Source organism: Ferruginibacter lapsinanis, from assembly GCF_020783315.1.
Classification (GTDB): domain Bacteria; phylum Bacteroidota; class Bacteroidia; order Chitinophagales; family Chitinophagaceae; genus Ferruginibacter; species Ferruginibacter lapsinanis.
The window spans coordinates 2,624,400-2,641,401 of sequence record NZ_CP086063.1; the positions used below are offsets into that span (position 1 = coordinate 2,624,400).

Annotated in this window: 15 protein-coding genes; 7 read left to right on the plus strand and 8 right to left on the minus strand. The window is 36.7% G+C overall.

All coding sequences use genetic code 11. From position 1 onward, the window contains the following. Window positions 1-8: 8 nt before the first annotated feature. Window positions 9-1,676 (minus strand): DUF4139 domain-containing protein, encoded by a 1,668-nt coding sequence (locus LK994_RS11055; protein ID WP_229760142.1) that lies wholly within the window; start codon window positions 1,674-1,676, stop codon window positions 9-11. 202 nt (window positions 1,677-1,878) lie between these two features. Between LK994_RS11055 and LK994_RS11060 the strand changes: the two genes are divergently transcribed. The 5 genes from LK994_RS11060 to LK994_RS11080 all read left to right on the plus strand — a co-directional run bounded on the left by LK994_RS11060 (window position 1,879) and on the right by LK994_RS11080 (window position 8,259). Continuing rightward, window positions 1,879-3,504, plus strand: a complete 1,626-nt coding sequence (locus LK994_RS11060) for an ABC-F family ATP-binding cassette domain-containing protein (RefSeq protein WP_229760143.1) — start codon at window positions 1,879-1,881, stop codon at window positions 3,502-3,504. A 39-nt stretch (window positions 3,505-3,543) separates the two neighbouring features. Continuing rightward, window positions 3,544-4,038, plus strand: a complete 495-nt coding sequence (locus LK994_RS11065; RefSeq protein WP_229760144.1) for a GtrA family protein — start codon at window positions 3,544-3,546, stop codon at window positions 4,036-4,038. Window positions 4,039-4,162: 124 nt separating this feature from the next. After that, on the plus strand, window positions 4,163-6,067 hold the full coding sequence (dnaK, locus tag LK994_RS11070; protein WP_229760145.1) for a molecular chaperone DnaK: 1,905 nt from the start codon (window positions 4,163-4,165) through the stop codon (window positions 6,065-6,067). A gap of 147 nt (window positions 6,068-6,214) precedes the next feature. Beyond that, a complete protein-coding gene (locus tag LK994_RS11075) occupies window positions 6,215-6,760 on the plus strand; it encodes an SRPBCC family protein (RefSeq protein ID WP_229760146.1) in 546 nt (181 codons plus the stop codon). Between the two features lie 98 nt (window positions 6,761-6,858). Further along, complete coding sequence (locus LK994_RS11080; RefSeq protein WP_229760147.1) at window positions 6,859-8,259, plus strand: nucleoside recognition domain-containing protein; 1,401 nt, start codon at window positions 6,859-6,861, stop codon at window positions 8,257-8,259. Between the two features lie 56 nt (window positions 8,260-8,315). On the opposite strand, the gene LK994_RS11085 is transcribed toward LK994_RS11080, so the two are convergent. Together LK994_RS11085 and LK994_RS11090 are read right to left on the minus strand one after the other, a co-directional pair. After that, complete coding sequence (locus tag LK994_RS11085) at window positions 8,316-10,391, minus strand: T9SS type A sorting domain-containing protein (protein WP_229760148.1); 2,076 nt, start codon at window positions 10,389-10,391, stop codon at window positions 8,316-8,318. A gap of 45 nt (window positions 10,392-10,436) precedes the next feature. Beyond that, window positions 10,437-11,723, minus strand: coding sequence for a serine hydrolase domain-containing protein (locus tag LK994_RS11090; protein WP_229760149.1), 1,287 nt, complete (start codon window positions 11,721-11,723; stop codon window positions 10,437-10,439). 53 nt (window positions 11,724-11,776) lie between these two features. Between LK994_RS11090 and serA the strand changes: the two genes are divergently transcribed. Further along, window positions 11,777-13,015 carry a phosphoglycerate dehydrogenase gene (gene serA / locus LK994_RS11095; RefSeq protein WP_229760150.1) on the plus strand — a complete coding sequence of 413 codons (1,239 nt, stop codon included), beginning with the start codon at window positions 11,777-11,779 and terminating at the stop codon, window positions 13,013-13,015. Window positions 13,016-13,137: 122 nt separating this feature from the next. Beyond that, window positions 13,138-14,409: an NAD(P)/FAD-dependent oxidoreductase gene (locus LK994_RS11100; RefSeq protein ID WP_229760151.1), complete on the plus strand. Its 1,272-nt coding sequence runs from the start codon at window positions 13,138-13,140 to the stop codon at window positions 14,407-14,409. A gap of 108 nt (window positions 14,410-14,517) precedes the next feature. Here the strand turns inward: LK994_RS11100 and LK994_RS11105 are convergent, their stop codons facing one another. From LK994_RS11105 to LK994_RS11125, 5 genes are all read right to left on the minus strand, one after another. After that, window positions 14,518-15,174 (minus strand): class I SAM-dependent DNA methyltransferase, encoded by a 657-nt coding sequence (locus tag LK994_RS11105; protein ID WP_317206750.1) that lies wholly within the window; start codon window positions 15,172-15,174, stop codon window positions 14,518-14,520. A 270-nt stretch (window positions 15,175-15,444) separates the two neighbouring features. After that, on the minus strand, window positions 15,445-15,627 hold the full coding sequence (locus tag LK994_RS11110; RefSeq protein ID WP_229760153.1) for a hypothetical protein: 183 nt from the start codon (window positions 15,625-15,627) through the stop codon (window positions 15,445-15,447). A 32-nt stretch (window positions 15,628-15,659) separates the two neighbouring features. Beyond that, window positions 15,660-15,917 (minus strand): hypothetical protein, encoded by a 258-nt coding sequence (locus LK994_RS11115; RefSeq protein WP_229760154.1) that lies wholly within the window; start codon window positions 15,915-15,917, stop codon window positions 15,660-15,662. 154 nt (window positions 15,918-16,071) lie between these two features. Further along, the gene (locus tag LK994_RS11120; RefSeq protein WP_229760155.1) at window positions 16,072-16,590 is read right to left on the minus strand and encodes a hypothetical protein; all 519 of its coding nucleotides are present in this window, start codon (window positions 16,588-16,590) and stop codon (window positions 16,072-16,074) included. A gap of 7 nt (window positions 16,591-16,597) precedes the next feature. Continuing rightward, a complete protein-coding gene (locus LK994_RS11125) occupies window positions 16,598-16,903 on the minus strand; it encodes a phosphoribosylpyrophosphate synthetase (protein WP_229760156.1) in 306 nt (101 codons plus the stop codon). Window positions 16,904-17,002 lie beyond the last annotated feature (99 nt).

The window sequence follows — 17,002 nt, forward strand, 5'->3', positions numbered from 1 at the left end:
AGTACTTTTTACAAATTGCTTACCTTTTTATCTTTTGGATATTTCACCGTATAAGTAAACCTTACTTTTTTGCTTTCTCCGGGTTTCAATTGTAGTTTCCATGTTAGTACACCTACTTCCTCATTTACTGCGGCATTGCCGTTGTCTTCTAATTTTACCTCAATATCTTTTACATTACTGATGGGGTATTGATCTTTTAATAATAGGTCAACAGTTGTAAGTTTATTGTTCTTAACGGTGATTTCATAAGTAAAGGTTTGTTTAGTTGTATTACCATTTGTTTTTGTACTGGTAAAATCCTTTACGGTACTGCGTTTTATAGCAACTCTTCTGTCCTTGCCCAATGATAGATTCAAGGTGTCGGCGGTGCTGTTAGGGTCGATAAAAGATTTACCGAGATAAGTATTGTCCATAATGATATTTGCGGTGCCGGGCAACAGGTCTAAGTTTTGCCAATCGCTTACTTCTGCTAACAAATATGCATCCTTATCTAATTTAGGAACAGCATAATTTTTTAGTGTGGCATTTATTTTTTCTTCCTTGATATTCACTGCATGTATTTGGCCATCACTTTCAATATCGTAGGGGAGGTCAATTTCAAAATTTGTGTTAAGCTGACTTTCCTTTAATGTTGTAAACTGTTGTAAGGTGCTAGGGTCAATGCTTTCATCTGCACGTATACTATACTCACTTAGTTTTTTATCATCATTGTAAGTAGATTGTATACTGTTACGAACATCTCTTTTGGCTGTTGCATAGCCTGTTACTACTACTTCATTATACAATTGTGGAACAAATAATTGTAAATACCAGGCACTTAGAATAGGGGCGGTAGTTGCCAAATTAGGGCTTCCTGTGCTAAGCGTAAGTTTGGTTTGTTTCCAGTCTATGCCGGTAGATTGTGTTACAGATGCTTTGTACACTAATCTCAGTTCATTGGTTTTTGAATTCACTCTAATGTCGTACAATGGAGTCCAGCCGGCGGTATTGGTAAAATAACTCAGCGATACCGGTATTTCACCACTGGCTTTACAGATAACCTGTAAGATTAGTTGTCCGTAAGGTTTATCCGTTTTTACTATCGGGTTAGCGGCTTCGTTTATTTTCTTTTGAAAATCAGCGATTCTGTTATTAAGTCCTGTTTCTATTTCTTTTAAATTGAAAATATTTGTTTTAGCTTTTTCAATCTTTACTGTATATGCGCTAACAAGTTTCAATGTTTCATCAGAGCTAACAGTTTTATTACCGCTATTATTAATTACCGCTTCTATCAGGTTTCCTGTTTTTTCCAACGTTTGTTCTTCAATAGAGATCAGGTTAGTATTGCGGCGTATTAATTTGTTAATAGCTGTAATACTATCCTGAAAGGCTTTTACCACAGGGTTTACAGCCACCGGAGGAGTTGTGGGATAAAATACGCTATACTTTTGTGACAGCAACATTACATTCTCAGGCACGCTTATCTGCAAACTATTTACATCAATAACAGTACTTAGTTGTTTTATTACAATTTGCTTAATGCCCGGATTGACATTCAATTTTGCTTCGTGGGTGAGCTCTGCGCCATAGCCGTAATAGACAGTTGCAGTAGTTAATTTGGCTTCAACTTTGGCTGTGTCTTGTGCCCTGGCAATGTTGAAAATTCCCAGTAAGGCTAGTAATAGTATTTTTTGCATACGCTTGATTTTCTTAACCGGATGCCAATTTTGAAAGAATTACATAAACTGTTAAAGAACTTTAACAGCAGATATACTGTTTTTGTAAATATGAGATATTGGATAGTGTTGAAAGCCTTGCTAATAGCTTCTATCGAGGGTTTCAATTTTCACCTTTACCTTTTCACTTATTAACGTTACCTTTGCACACTTTTTAATAGTTATGATAAGTGTAAGTAATGTTACGTTGGCCTACGGTAAAAGGGTGTTATTTGATGAAGTAAATATCAGTTTTACGAAAGGGAACTGCTATGGTGTTATTGGTGCCAATGGTGCCGGTAAATCTACCTTCCTTAAAATATTAAGTGGTGAAATAGAACCTAATAAGGGTACTGTAAGTATCAGTCCCGGTGAAAGGATGGCTGTTTTAAAGCAGAACCACTTTGAGTTTGATGAGATCACGGTATTACATACTGTGATGATGGGGCATAAAAAAATGTGGGATGTGATGATTGAAAAAGATGCCATCTATTTAAAAGAAGATTTTACAGAAGCTGATGGTATGAGAGCCGGAGAGCTGGAGCATGAATTTGGTGAAATGGGTGGGTACACTGCAGAAAGTGATGCCGCACAGTTCCTGAATGAATTGGGGGTAAAGGAAGAAATGCACCAGATGCTGATGAAAGATATTGGCGGTAATATCAAAGTGAGGGTTTTATTGGCGCAAGCACTTTTCGGAAATCCGGATATTTTATTACTGGATGAGCCTACGAATAACCTGGATGTTGAAACCATCAGTTGGTTAGAGAACTTCCTGGCCGATTACGAAAATATTGTATTGGTAGTGAGTCATGATCGTCACTTTTTAGATGCGGTTTGTACGCATGTGGCGGATGTAGACAAAATGAAGATCAAAATTTACACTGGTAACTACACTTTCTGGTACGAAAGCTCTCAATTAGCTGCACGTCAGGCAACTGATAAGAATAAGAAAATGGAAGAGAAGAAAAAAGATCTTCTTGATTTCATTGCCCGATTCAGTGCGAATGCATCGAAAAGTAAACAGGCAACTTCCCGTAAAAAAGCGTTGGATAAGTTGGTGTTTGAAGATATTACCCCAAGCAGCAGAAAATACCCTGGCATTATATTTAAGCCTGAAAGAGAAGTGGGTAATCAGATCTTAATGGTTGAAAAATTATCAAAAACATTAGATGGCAGAACGCTTTTTAAAGATGTAAACTTTGATGTGGTTAAAGGACAGAAGATCGCTTTTTTAAGTAGAGATCATGTTGCATTGACATCTTTCTTCGAAATTATAAATGGCAGAATGAAAGCTGATTCTGGGACCTACGAATGGGGTACAACTATTACCAGTGCTTATCTGCCAAATGATAATACTGAATTTTTTACAGGTTCACTAAACCTTATGGATTGGTTACGCCAGTTTGTGCCGCCACATTTTACCGATGTAGATGAAGATTTTTTACGAGGATTTTTGGGTAAGATGCTATTTAGTGGTGATGAGATTCTAAAGAAAACCAATGTATTAAGCGGAGGAGAAAAAGTGCGTTGTATGGTTAGCAAAATGATGCTGCAAAATCCGAATGTTGTAATTTTGGATGAACCAACGAACCATTTGGATCTTGAAAGTATCACTGCATTCAATGATGGTATGATCACTTTTCCGGGTATAGTTTTGTTTACCACGCATGATCACCAGTTTATGCAAACGGTTGCTGACAGGATCATTGAGATAACACCTAAAGGAATTATTGACAGGTTGATGACCTATGATGAATATCTGGCGGATGAAAGGGTGAAAGCGTTGAAGGAAGAATATTACAGTTAATAGGGAAAGTTGGATGTTTGTTAAGGAGTATAGTTCAAAATGAAAAATAAAATAGTATCAGTCATCGATTCATTTTATCCGCTTTTTAAGCGAATAATGCCCTTGCAAACATTTCGTTATGCGGCTTGTGGTGGTTCAAATATGGTATTGAATTTTTCTGTATTCACTATTTTGTATCATTTTTTTGTTGCTAAGTATAAGATTGTTCATTTGGGGTTTTATAGTTTTGAGTCTTATAGTTTGGCCCTTTTTCTTGCAGGTGTGCTATCGTTTTTTGTAGGCTTTTTTCTTAACAAATACATCGTTTTCGAAGAATCTAACCTCAAAGGAAGGATACAGTTGTTTCGTTATTTTGTCTCTTTTACCTCAAATCTTTTCATTAACTATTTGCTGCTTAAGTTTTTTGTTACTCAACTGCATTTGTACCCGGTATTGGCACAGTTGATCGTTACAATCATAGTGGTGATCATTAGTTATATTACTCAACGTAAATACACATTCACAGTAAAACCTGATAAAGCTATTGACAGTTAGTACTTTAACTACTGCCATCTTATACTTCAGACGGCTATTTTACGTGTAAATCTGCCATTTTTTCACCCCACACAGTAATGGCATAATCATTGACAATCTTCATTGAACAAAAAATATAATTATCATGGGAAAGATTATAGGGATAGATCTAGGAACAACCAATAGTTGTGTTGCCGTAATGGAAGGTAATGAACCTACAGTTATAGCAAACGATGAGGGGAGACGTACAACGCCATCCATTGTGGCATTTTTGAAGAATGGCGAACGTAAAGTAGGAGACCCTGCAAAACGTCAGGCTATTACTAATCCGCACAACACGATCATGAGTGTTAAGCGTTTTATGGGACACAAATGGAATGAAGTATCTGAAGATATCAGTCATAGCAGCTATAAAGTTGTGAAAGGGGATAATGATACCGTACGTATCGATATCGAAGGAAGATTATATACTCCACAGGAAATATCAGCAATGGTTCTTCAAAAAATGAAGAAAACTGCCGAAGAATATTTAGGCCATGAAGTGAACGAAGCGGTAATTACCGTTCCGGCTTATTTCAATGATGCTCAACGTCAGGCTACTAAAGAAGCAGGTGAAATTGCTGGTTTGAATGTTCGCAGAATTATCAATGAGCCTACTGCTGCGGCATTAGCTTATGGTTTAGATAAGAAACACCAGGATCAAAAGATCGCCGTATTTGATCTTGGAGGTGGTACTTTTGATATCTCTATCCTTGAATTGGGCGAAGGTGTATTTGAAGTGAAATCTACCAATGGTGATACACACTTAGGTGGTGATGACTTTGATAAAGTGATCATGGATTGGTTAGCTGAAGAATTTAAGAAGGACGAAGCAATCGATTTACGCAAGGATCCGATGGCTTGGCAACGTTTGAAAGAAGCTGCTGAAAAAGCCAAAGTTGAGCTGTCTTCTTCGTCAGAAACAGAAATTAACCTGCCTTACATTACTGCAGTTGATGGAGTGCCTAAGCATTTGGTGAAGAAATTGACCAGAGCAAACTTCGAGAAATTGGCTGATGACCTTTTTGCAAGATGCTTAAAACCTTGTGAATTGGCATTGAAAGATGCTGGTTTATCTATCAATGATATTAACGAAGTTATATTGGTTGGAGGTAGTACACGTATTCCTAAAGTACAGGAAATCGTAGAAAAATTCTTCGGTAAAAAACCAAACAAAGGGGTAAATCCGGATGAAGTAGTAGCTGTTGGAGCTTGTATCCAAGGAGGTGTTTTGACAGGAGAAGTAAAAGATGTATTGTTATTAGACGTTACTCCATTAAGCCTTGGTATTGAAACTATGGGAGGCGTAATGACCAGATTAATAGAGAGTAATACAACTATACCTACAAAAAAATCTGAAGTATTTAGTACAGCCAGTGATAACCAACCCGGTGTACAGATCCATGTACTGCAAGGTGAAAGACCAATGGCTAATCAAAATAAAAGTTTGGGTATGTTTAACCTGGATGGCATACCTCCGGCTCCAAGAGGAGTACCTCAGGTAGAAGTTACTTTTGATATTGATGCTAATGGTATCCTGCATGTAACTGCCAAAGACAAAGGCACAGGTAAATCACACAACATCCGTATCGAAGCTGGCAGCGGCTTAAGCAAAGAAGAAATTGAAAAAATGAAAGCTGATGCTAAAGCCAATGAAGAAAGCGATAAAGCAGAAAAAGAAAAAGTAGAAAAGATCAATCAGGCAGATAGCTTAATATTCCAGACAGAGAAACAAATCAAAGAATATGGTGATAAGATCAGTGCAGATAAGAAAGCACCGATTGAAGCTGCTCTGGAAAAATTAAAAGCAGCGCATAAATCTCAGGATATTCCTGCCATTGATGCAGCTGTTGCTGAAATGAACACAGCATGGACCGCTGCCAGTGAAGAAATCTATAAAGCGCAAGCAGCTGCCGGCGAACAACCGCAAGGTGATGCAGGCGCTCAGCCGCAGAATGATGGCAAAGCTGATGATCATGTAGAGGATGTACAGTTTGAAGAAGTGAAATAATTATAGCGAGAATTATAAAAGTAAACCACCTGTTTGTCGGGTGGTTTCTTTTTATTTTTAAGCAATATGTATTTATTTCTAGAACGATATTACGCTGAAGTTTAATTTTTTTAATACTTTAGTTGTACCATTTTTAAATTATAGTAAATGAAAATATTGTTATTGAGGATTCTGATCATCGTTATTGTGATAATAATATTACTCTTGGTCATAGGATTGTTTTCTAAAAAAGATTACAGTGTTGAGAGTGAAATAAGTATCAAAAGGTCAAAATTGGAAGTGTTTGAGTATATAAAATTATTAAAGAACCAAAATAACTACAGTAAATGGGCTTTAATGGATCCTAATATGAAAAAGGAATATACAGGGATTGATGGAGTAAGGGGATTTAAATCTGCATGGGAAAGTAATATGAAAGAAGTAGGGCAAGGGGTACAGGAAATTGTAAAAGTGACAGAAGGAGAAAGAGTTGATTTTGCATTACATTTCATCAAGCCATTCGATGGAATGGCAGATTCTTATATGACGGTTGATCCGGTAACACCATCAGAAACAAAAGTAAAATGGGGGTTTCATAGTAAAATGAAGTATCCGATGAATATATTATTAATGTTCATGAATATGGATAAAGTGATCGGTAAGGATTTGAATACCGGACTAAATAATTTGAAGAACTTATTGGAAAAAAAATAATCAATAATCAGGTATACTATTTAAAGGACATTTGATAAAACAAATGTCCTTTTTTACTTATGAAGTAAATCCTATAACTTAGAATCTAAAATCGGATTATGGCATTAAGCAGGATATGGAGTGCGTTCATTATTATTGCAATTCTTGCAGCATCATTTACTTGTATTTTCTCTGAAGGTGGTAATACAGTTTTTAATAAGATGGTAGTGGGTAAGGCAGGAGATACCACACAAACTAGAATATATGACAGCAGTACTGTGCCTTCAACAGTTTTAAACTCATTGGGAGCGAATAAAGAATTCAAAAAGGGCGAGCAAAAGATCACCAAAACTCCTGACAATAAATACCTGACCTATAAAGAACAAACGGCAGACGGGATCATCGAAACCTGTAAAGGTGCGGTGAATATTTGTATCGGCTTAATTGGTATCATGACTTTGTTTATGGGCTTTATGAGCATTGCAGAAAAAGCAGGAGGGATCAATTTACTATCTAGGATCATTGGGCCATTCTTTTCTAAAATATTTCCTGAACTGCCTAAAGGGCATCCGGCAATGGGGCATATGATGATGAATTTTTCTGCTAATTTATTAGGGTTGGATAATGCAGCCACTCCATTTGGTATAAAGGCAATGGAAAGTTTACAGGAGATCAATCCGGATAAAACGAGGGCATCTAATTCACAGATCATGTTCTTATGTTTGCATGCATCCGGATTAACGTTGATACCTGTAAGCATCATCGCATTAAGAGCATCTACCAAAGCCGTTAATCCTACAGATATTTTTATTCCTTGTATGATCGCCACCTTTGTTGCAACCATGGCAGCGATGTTCATAGTTTCTATCAAACAAAAAATAAATGTATTTACACCGGTGATAATGGGATGGGTGTTAGGAATATCTGCTATCATTGCATTATTGGTGCTTTACATAAAATCATTGCAGTACACAGAAGTACAAACCTTCTCAGGGTTGCTAAGCAATGGGTTGATACTATTTATTTTTCTTGCAATTATTGCCGGAGGTATCTATAAAAAAATAGATATTTTTTCTTCCTTTATTGATGGTGCAAAAGGTGGTTTTGAAACAGCTGTCAAGATCATTCCATATTTAGTTGGGATGTTAGTGGCAATTAGTTTACTTAGAAATAGTGGCGTGTTTGATGTATTGATCAATGGGATGAAAACAATGTTTGCTGCAATGGGTGCAGATACTCGTTTTGTAGATGGATTACCAACTGCATTGATAAAACCTTTTAGTGGTGGAGGCGCAAGAGGTATGATGGTAGATACAATGAAAGCATATGGCGCTGATTCTTTTGCAGGAAGATTGAGTTGCATTTTACAGGGCTCTTCCGATACAACGTTTTATGTTGTTGCTGTTTACTTCGGGGCTGTATCAATAAAAAATACAAGATATGCAGTAGGAGCAATGTTACTGGCAGACCTGGTAGGCATTATTACTTCGATAATTTTGTGCTATCTGTTTTTTGGATAATGAATCGTTAAAGGGGTTAAGTAGTTTAATGTTGTTTAACTTTCTAATTCCTTGTTTTATTTTCCTTTTAATAGAGAACTCGTAACTACCTTTCCATCAACACTCAATTTTAATAAATATTTACCTGCGGCTAAATAACCGGTATTAACTAACTTTTGATAAACACCTTTGTCAGCTTTTTCATCTACCACACTAGATATTAGTTGTCCCTGAGAATTGAAGATGTTAAGTTTTACAGTTGATTTAGCAGGTATTGTATAACGGAGTGTTGTAAACGAACCTGCCGGATTTGGAAATGCTTCTAAGGTGATTCCTTTTACAGATGTTCCGATTTTTACGATAATGATATTACTGAAGGAAATTTGGCCATCCAGATCCACTTGTTTCAATCTATATTGATAAGTACCGCTTACAGCCATATTATCAGTGAATGAATAATTTGTATTACTGCTACTGTTGCCTCTGCTGTTTACAAAACCCACAGACTGCCAGGTGTTAGAATTGATCAATGTTCTTTCAATGGTCCAGCCTTTATTGTTCAATTCATTAGCCATACTCCAGTTAAGCAAAACGCTTTTGTCATTCAAAACTGCATTGAATGAAATTAATCTTACAGGAGTAGTTTCTAATCCTGCTGCCAATCTGTTGAGGTATACTTCCAACATGGTGTAACCCGAAGTGCCATCTATATTATTTCTATCTTCCGGATTTTCAGGATTTAAACTATTTGCCAGTTCCCATTCGTCGGGCATACCATCATGATCAGTATCTGTAAGTGAACCACATACATTGTACACAGGCCATCCTCCTACTGCACTGGGATTGTCAATAATGCCTGCTTTACCGGAAGAACCGGTACCTGAAGTGGTTTTATTCTTTACTTCATTCATTATTCTTGTATCCACTGCATCTCTTTTTGGGTAGATTGCACCACAATAAGCTAGTATAGAATCATACGCTTGCTGTGCAGTTTTCATGTCGATGGGCTGTGCAACAGTAAATGCCGTATCTGATCTTGCAGAATCCCTGCTGGCTAAGGGTATATTGGTAAAATCTACAGCCAGCCAGTTGTCTGTCGTTCTTGCGGTATTACCATCTATATAATTGCCTTCTACATGATAGCGGCTAACTGCAACCGAAGAACCCGGATAATCCGGACGCATTAATTTTTGACTATTAAGGGAAGGAGAGGCAGGGCCGGGTTTCAAATAATTGTTCATGATATTTATTCGAGACAAACCGCCGGGTATTTCCACTTCTCCACCATAAGTTCCGCTTGAAGTTACCCAATTATAGTTCACGTTATTCCTGTAATCAACCAATGCTATGGTATCATGAGCCCTGCTTCCGTTAAACCTTGGTACACGACTGTTCTGGTGTGCAAGTAAATTATGATGGTAGGTAGCGTATTGTCCGCCCCATACTCCACCATACGCTCGTATTCCTTTTGGATGAGCCGCACTGTAGAGCCCTTCGCTGATAATACTCCATTGAACCGTTACATTTTTTGTGTCGTAAGTAGCCAGACATTCTTCATTGGCCCAGCTGATTGAGCAATGATCAACAATTACATTTTCATAATTTTCGAGGTCTAAACCATATGTAACAAATGTACCGGTAGGTGCGCCGTTAGCATCTAAAGGCGGGCCTGGCCTGAAACGTAAATGACGCATGATCACATTTTTTCTACGTGGCCCCCAATAAAATAATTGACCACCAGTTGCGCCATTCAATAAAATAGACCGATCAGAAAAACAAATGCCATCACATGGAGCAGTTTGTCCGGCAATAGTAAGATTATCTCTTTTTATTTTAATATCGCTTTTAAGATGTATAAGGCCTGAAACTTTGAATACAATGGTTAGTGGTTGATAAGAAATAATTTGAACATTTGGGTTAGCAGCATCTTTATAAACATAAAAAGTATCAACATATTGATCTAATGCCCAACGAAAACTACCTGCCACACTATCCTGCAAAGTAGTCACTTCAACTACTTTGCCGCCTCTGCCGCCAGTGGCATATTTTCCATAGCCCTCAGCTCCGGGGAAGGCAATTAACTGCGCCTTAGATTGAGTATAAAATCCGGAAACGCAAAAAATAAATAAGGAAACAAGAGTATTTTTTTTCATAATAAAAAGGCAATAGGTAATCGTTATTTAGATTGGCAAAGGTACTTATTTTTTATAGTCATTCGCCGCTTTTATCGGGGTTTCCGCAGGTCTTAATGGCTCATTTTCATCTTCACCTGATTCGTAATAATCTCCAAATAAATTAGCCAATTTCATCGTATGATAAATATTTCGATTGTATTTGTTTCCAATTACTATTATAGTAGCACTATCCTGTAAAATTCTGGTGAACACCGCATTACTTCCATGCCACCAGCCATTATGAAATATGATTTTTTTCCCGGTAGGGTAAATATTCATTCTCCAACCCAACCCATAATTTTTTACACCAGGCCGTTCATTGCTATATGGGGCATACGCTGCTTCTAAAGTTTTTTGAGTAAAAATATATCCGCTGTTTAAAGCCCTGTCCCAGATCAACAGATCTTCTGGGGTAGTATAAATATTTTTATCTCCATAAATGGCATCTAAAAAATTGAAAGGCATCAGGCGGTTTCTCCAATCATAACTAGGAGGTACTTTTACAGTATCAGCCATGGTGAAAACAAATGTATGTTTCATTTGCAATGGCAGAAAAAAAGTATGAGACAAATAATCACTATATTTCTTACCTGTTACTTTTTCTATTAATAAAGCCAGTAAGGCATAATTTGTGTTGCAATAGGCAAATTTCGTATTTGGGCTAACGGCAGGGGGTAATTGATCTTTTAAGGTAATTAAAGTATTTAAAATGTCTTCATTAGTGGCCATTCTCTTCTCATCCCAATGAATGGACTCCATATAATGTGTATAGTTGGGTAATCCACTTCTATGACTTAATAATGAGCGAATGGTTACACCCGGGTAATTGAACTGAGGAAAGTATAATGAAAATTCATCATCTAATTTCAGCTTTCCATCTTGCCATAGCTTTAAAACAGCCATGGCTGTAAATGTTTTGCTCACAGATGCAATATGTAAAGATGAATTTGCTGTAATGGTATCATTTCCGGGCAAATGTCCTGTTCCGTTATAAGCTTCAAAAATTATATTCCCATTTTTTGCCACAATCATCCCTCCATTAAAGCCTCCGGGTTTTAATACCGTATCGAACCAGGATTTACTGGTATTATAAATTCTTTCTTTCTCTGCCGCTGAAACCATTGACGGCACTGGCAGATCAATAATGACAATTTTTTCGTTTTCTCCGGCATTATTTTTAGCGCCGCCAAGATTGCAGGCCGAACAGGAAAAAACAATTAAAAATAAGGGCCTGTAAGGTTTTACAGCAATAAGTATACGATAAGTATGAGATGAAATTTGATTGAAAAGTGATATAATTGCCGATAACATAAAATAATTAAACGTAGATGAAATATCTTTGTGCAAAATAAGGTGTAATAATCATGGCAGACAAAAAAATAACAAGTTATCCAAAAGACAAGATCAATATCCTTTTTTTAGAAAACATAAGCGATGTAGCTGTAAAATACTTTAATGCAGCAGGTTATGTAAACGTACGCAAGTTAAATGGGGCATTGAGCGAAGAGGAATTAATTAAAGCCGTTAAAGATGTTCATTTAATAGGTATCCGCAGTAAAACACAGATGACAGCAAAAGTGATCGATGCTGCAGAAAAATTACAGGCAATTGGTTGTTTTTGTATCGGCACCAATCAGGTTGACCTGAAAGCGGCGACGAAACATGGCATTGCGGTGTATAATGCACCTTACAGTAATACAAGAAGTGTGGCAGAATTAGTGATAGGTGCCGCAATTATTTTAATAAGAAAGATCATTGACAAAAATATAGCAGCTCATAAAGGTATCTGGATGAAAGATGCCACAGGCAGCTACGAATTGCGAGGCAAGACTTTAGGGATCATTGGTTATGGTAATATCGGTAGCCAATTGAGTGTGCTGGCAGAAGCATTGGGAATGAAAGTTATTTTTTATGATACTGAAACCAAATTGCCCTTGGGTAATGCATCAGATTGTAATTCACTAAAGGAATTATTGAATAAATCAGATGTGGTTTCTTTGCATGTACCGGATTTACCAAGCACCCGTAATCTGATCAATAAGACCAATCTGAAATATTTCAAAAAAGGAGCGATATTGATCAATTATGCAAGGGGAGAAGTGGTTGACCTGGATGCGTTGGCCAAATACCTTAAGGATGGTTCATTAGGTGGGGCTGCTATAGATGTATTCCCTTGGGAGCCAGAAAAAAATGGAGATACATTCACTTCGCCGTTGCAGGGATTAAGTAATGTATTGCTTACGCCGCATATTGGTGGTAGCACCCAAGAGGCTCAACATAATATTGGGGATGATGTGAGTGCTAAATTATTCAACTATCTGGAAAAAGGTATCAGTAGCGGATCACTGACTGTACCGGCATTAAGTTTGCCACCTTTGGAAGGAACTCATCGCATTCTGCACATACATAATAACGTTCCGGGAGTGCTTTCAGAGATCAATACTCAGTTATCTAAGCATAAAATAAACATTTTAGGTCAATACCTTAAAACGAACGATGCTATAGGATATGTAGTGCTGGACGTAGATAAAGGACTCAGTAAAAATGCCGTAGAACTATTAAAGAAAGTAAAAGCTACTATAAAAGTGAGAGTGTTGTACTGATCTCTCTATTTATCTTTTTAATAAAACCCTGCTATTGCCAGCAGGGTTTTAAATTTCCACAATTTCCATAGTTTTCAAAATTTATTGAAAATATTGTATATTTGTGGTATAAAATTCTGTATATGAAACTCGTAATAATAGGTGGAGGATTTGGAGGGTTAAGATTGGCTCGTAGCCTAAGTAACAAAGCCGGTTTTGAGATCACTTTATTAGATAGATTTAATTACCATCAGTTTCAACCGTTGTTCTATCAGGTCGCAACAGCAGGGCTGGATGCCAGTAATATTTCTTTTCCGCTGCGAAAGGTTTTTCATCAATCGAAAAATATTCGTTTCAGGGTGGCTGAAGTGCAGCAAATAGTATCTGAACAAAAAATGGTGGTGACTGATATTGGTAATTTTGAGTATGATGCATTGGTGATTGCCACAGGTGCAGATACTAATTTTTTCGGCAATCGAAATATTACAGATAATGCTTTGCCGATGAAAAGTTCGGTAGAAGCATTACAGTTGCGGTATAAACTGTTGCAAAATTTTGAAGATGCTTTATTGGTTAAAGAGCCGGAAGCATTGCAAAGATTCATGAATATCGTTATCGTGGGAGGTGGGCCAACGGGTGTAGAACTGAGTGGTGCTATCGCAGATATGAAAAGATTTGTATTGCCGAAAGATTACCCCGAATTGGATTTTAGCAAAATGAAAATTTATCTGTTAGAAGGTTCTTCTAAGGTTTTGGGGGCTATGGCGGAAAAATCAAGTATACGCTCAAAAAAATATTTGGAAGAATTAGGAGTAACTATATTAACGGATAGTATTTTAAAAGATTACGACGGACAGGCTGTTTTATTGCAAAACGGAAATATTATTCCTGCCAATATTGTTATTTGGGCAGCGGGTATTAAAGGCAATGTGCCGAATGGTATTGATCAGGAATTGATAGCAAAAGGAAACAGAATTAAGGTTGACAGGCATTGCCGTGTACAGGGCTTCGACAATATTTATGCGATAGGAGATGTGGCTTACATGCAAGAGCCTGCTTATCCTAACGGTCATCCACAAGTGGCGCCGGTGGCTATGCAACAGGCAGATACCATTGCTAATAATTTGAAACGGATAGAAATGAAAAGCAGCAATGCGTTGCTGGAGGAATTTACATACAACAATCAGGGTAGTATGGCAACTGTTGGCAGAAATCTTGCGGTAGTTGATCTGCCAAAGCCAAAATTAAGTATCGGCGGTTTCCCTGCCTGGCTCATATGGATGGGATTACACCTGATGCTGATTCTTGGGGTAAAAAATCGCTTCTTTGTGTTTTGTAACTGGTTGTATAATTATTTTACTTACGATCAGAGTTTGAGACTGATATTTAATGTAAAAGCAGATAAGAAGAAATAACAGAATTTAGTTTTAATAGAGTATAGTCTTAATTGTATAGGTAAATGGAGATAATAGCAGGTGTTGCATTTAATTAATCCTCAAAAAGCAAAGTGTAACTATACTTTTTTATATCTTCTGTAAAAGTATCGTAAGAATTCTTGGAATATTTTTTCGGTCATTATCATCAAAATATTCTTTGATTGAAACAATAGCAAAACCATTATTCGTAGCGGCATCTGTGAAATCAGATATGTGGTGGTTGTAACAAGTTACGATCTGCTGACCGTTATCGGTATCAAACCTGGCTTTTGATCCACCGTATTGTTTAAATGGGTGGAGTTCTCCGATATATACATGACCACCGGAAATAATTGCAGTAGATAGTTTTTTAAAGATAGGATCAAGATCTTCTATATGCTCCAGCACAAGGCTAAAAGTGGCCAGATCATATTGTTTATTTATGAATTCCCATTCTTGAGTAATATCAGCTTTGTGAAATTCGATCGTGTCTGCATTTATCTTACTTTTTGCTTTTGCCAGCATCTCATCCGAAAGATCAACTGCTGTAATGTGAGTAGCTTTTGTAATTAGCCATTCGGTATTTTTTCCTGTTCCGCAACCAATTTCAAGACAGTTATTAAATGTAATATTAGCCAAGCTTTCCTTTAATGAAATGGCCTCAAGGTCTCTGGTTTTGTTATCGTTAGTATCGTATTGGTCAGCCCAGATATTGTATGCTTGCTGTACATTCATTTCTGTTGCAATTATTTGTGTAATAAAAATACAGACTTTTTAGAATGGGAGTTATAGTTCGACGCAAAAAAAAATTGTGATAATGTGTGTATCACGATTGATATCAAAATATATTCAATGCTAGCTGCAATGACCGAGTATAACCCAGATGACAATAAATGCTAATACAGTACCAACACATCCAAATCCCATCTTTTTTGCGCCAACTCCTGCAATCAGTCCTCTGAATAAGTTATTCATAAATAATTCACTTTTCTAGTATGTTTAAAACTGTCGATTTCTAAAACTATTAATTTGTTTTCAAATGTCTTTTTTTTCTCTGATACGCATTATTATTACAAAAATGATTGCTACCACCACAAATAATATGGCAATCACAATACTCATCCCTTCATTGAGGATTTCTCCTGCATCTTTGCAAGAAGAGACCAGTAAAGAGATAGAGACCAATATGAAAATTATATGACGATTTGCATTTTTCATAGATTATAAGAAAATAAAACGAACCTTGTTATCTATATCGTTTCTGCGTTGAAGTTCTCATTTATTTCAGTATTGTCTGCTTCGTCTTCCTGCAACTCCTTATTACCGTTAGTAGTGTTGGCCGTAACCTCTTCGTCATCATTCGTGCCATCGTCCGCTTCGTCCGGATTTTTGATGTCTGGTTTTGGTGCAGTTGGTTCAGGTTGTTTATCTTTATAATCTTCGTTTATTATTCTATTCAGGTTGTGATCTGTATGCAGACCGTGGCCACCTGTTTGATTTGTTTCCATTTTGCGTTTAATTTATTTACTTGAAATTATTGTCAGGTAAAAATGCAAAGTTTATTCGGGTAAATCGTTACACAATTTTTAAAAATAGTTATAAGATTCACATACCTGGGACAGGTATTGGATGATGGGGTAGAGGTAGATCCCGGTTATAACTTTACTTTTTCGTCAATACTTTTTTAGCGGCGCTTTTAAATGCTGCTGTTTGATGAGGAAGCTGTTCTTCTACCATTAATTTTATTTCGGGTAAGATTTCGGGGTATAGCCTGGAAAGTTTGATCAATACATATAACGAAAATACTTTAACGGCTACTGCTTCTGCAGGAGAAGCAAGGTATTGAAAGCAAATATCCATAACACGGCCCTGGTACTTTTTAGGGATGTCAGTATATTGAAGCAATCGGATACTGTTTCGTTTAACAGCATCATGTAAATTGGTATGCTGTAAGTTTTTTAATAGTGCTGGAAAATGTTTTTGTATCAATTCAGGATGAGCTTCTATACAATAGCTTACCGGCCAGGCTGATCTTTGTGTTATTTTTCCCTGATTCTGTAAAAACAAATTAAAAAGCTGATCAAATCTGAGTTGCGAAGCACCTACCCAATGTACAATTTTTTCACATTGAGCTTTTGTATGTTCTTTTATTATTTCGTCGATTAAATTAAATGCTGCCAACACCTGACTATTTATGCATGGATAATTTCTGTATCATTTCTGTGCTTAAGGCATCGGCATACATTCCAAATGCACTGGTGATTACTCCTTTAATATTCCCTTCTTTGGCTTCAACAGCATATACAATATCTTCATCCGAAGGGTTGGTTTCTCCTTCAAAACGATATACTTCAGTTATTTCAAACTCATTCGGATTAAGACATATTTCATTATTAGAGCACATTAATTTGTCAAATGCAATATTAAAGTCGAGTGTATACCCTTTTGCTTTTAGCCCATTTAATGCATCCACTACGGTTTCATATGTTTCCATTTGTTTAAGTTTATCCTAAAGTTACAGCATATTTGTTCATGATATTTCAATATTTCGCTAATACTCTGGTCATAATTTCCTTCTAAAGCAATAGTTTAT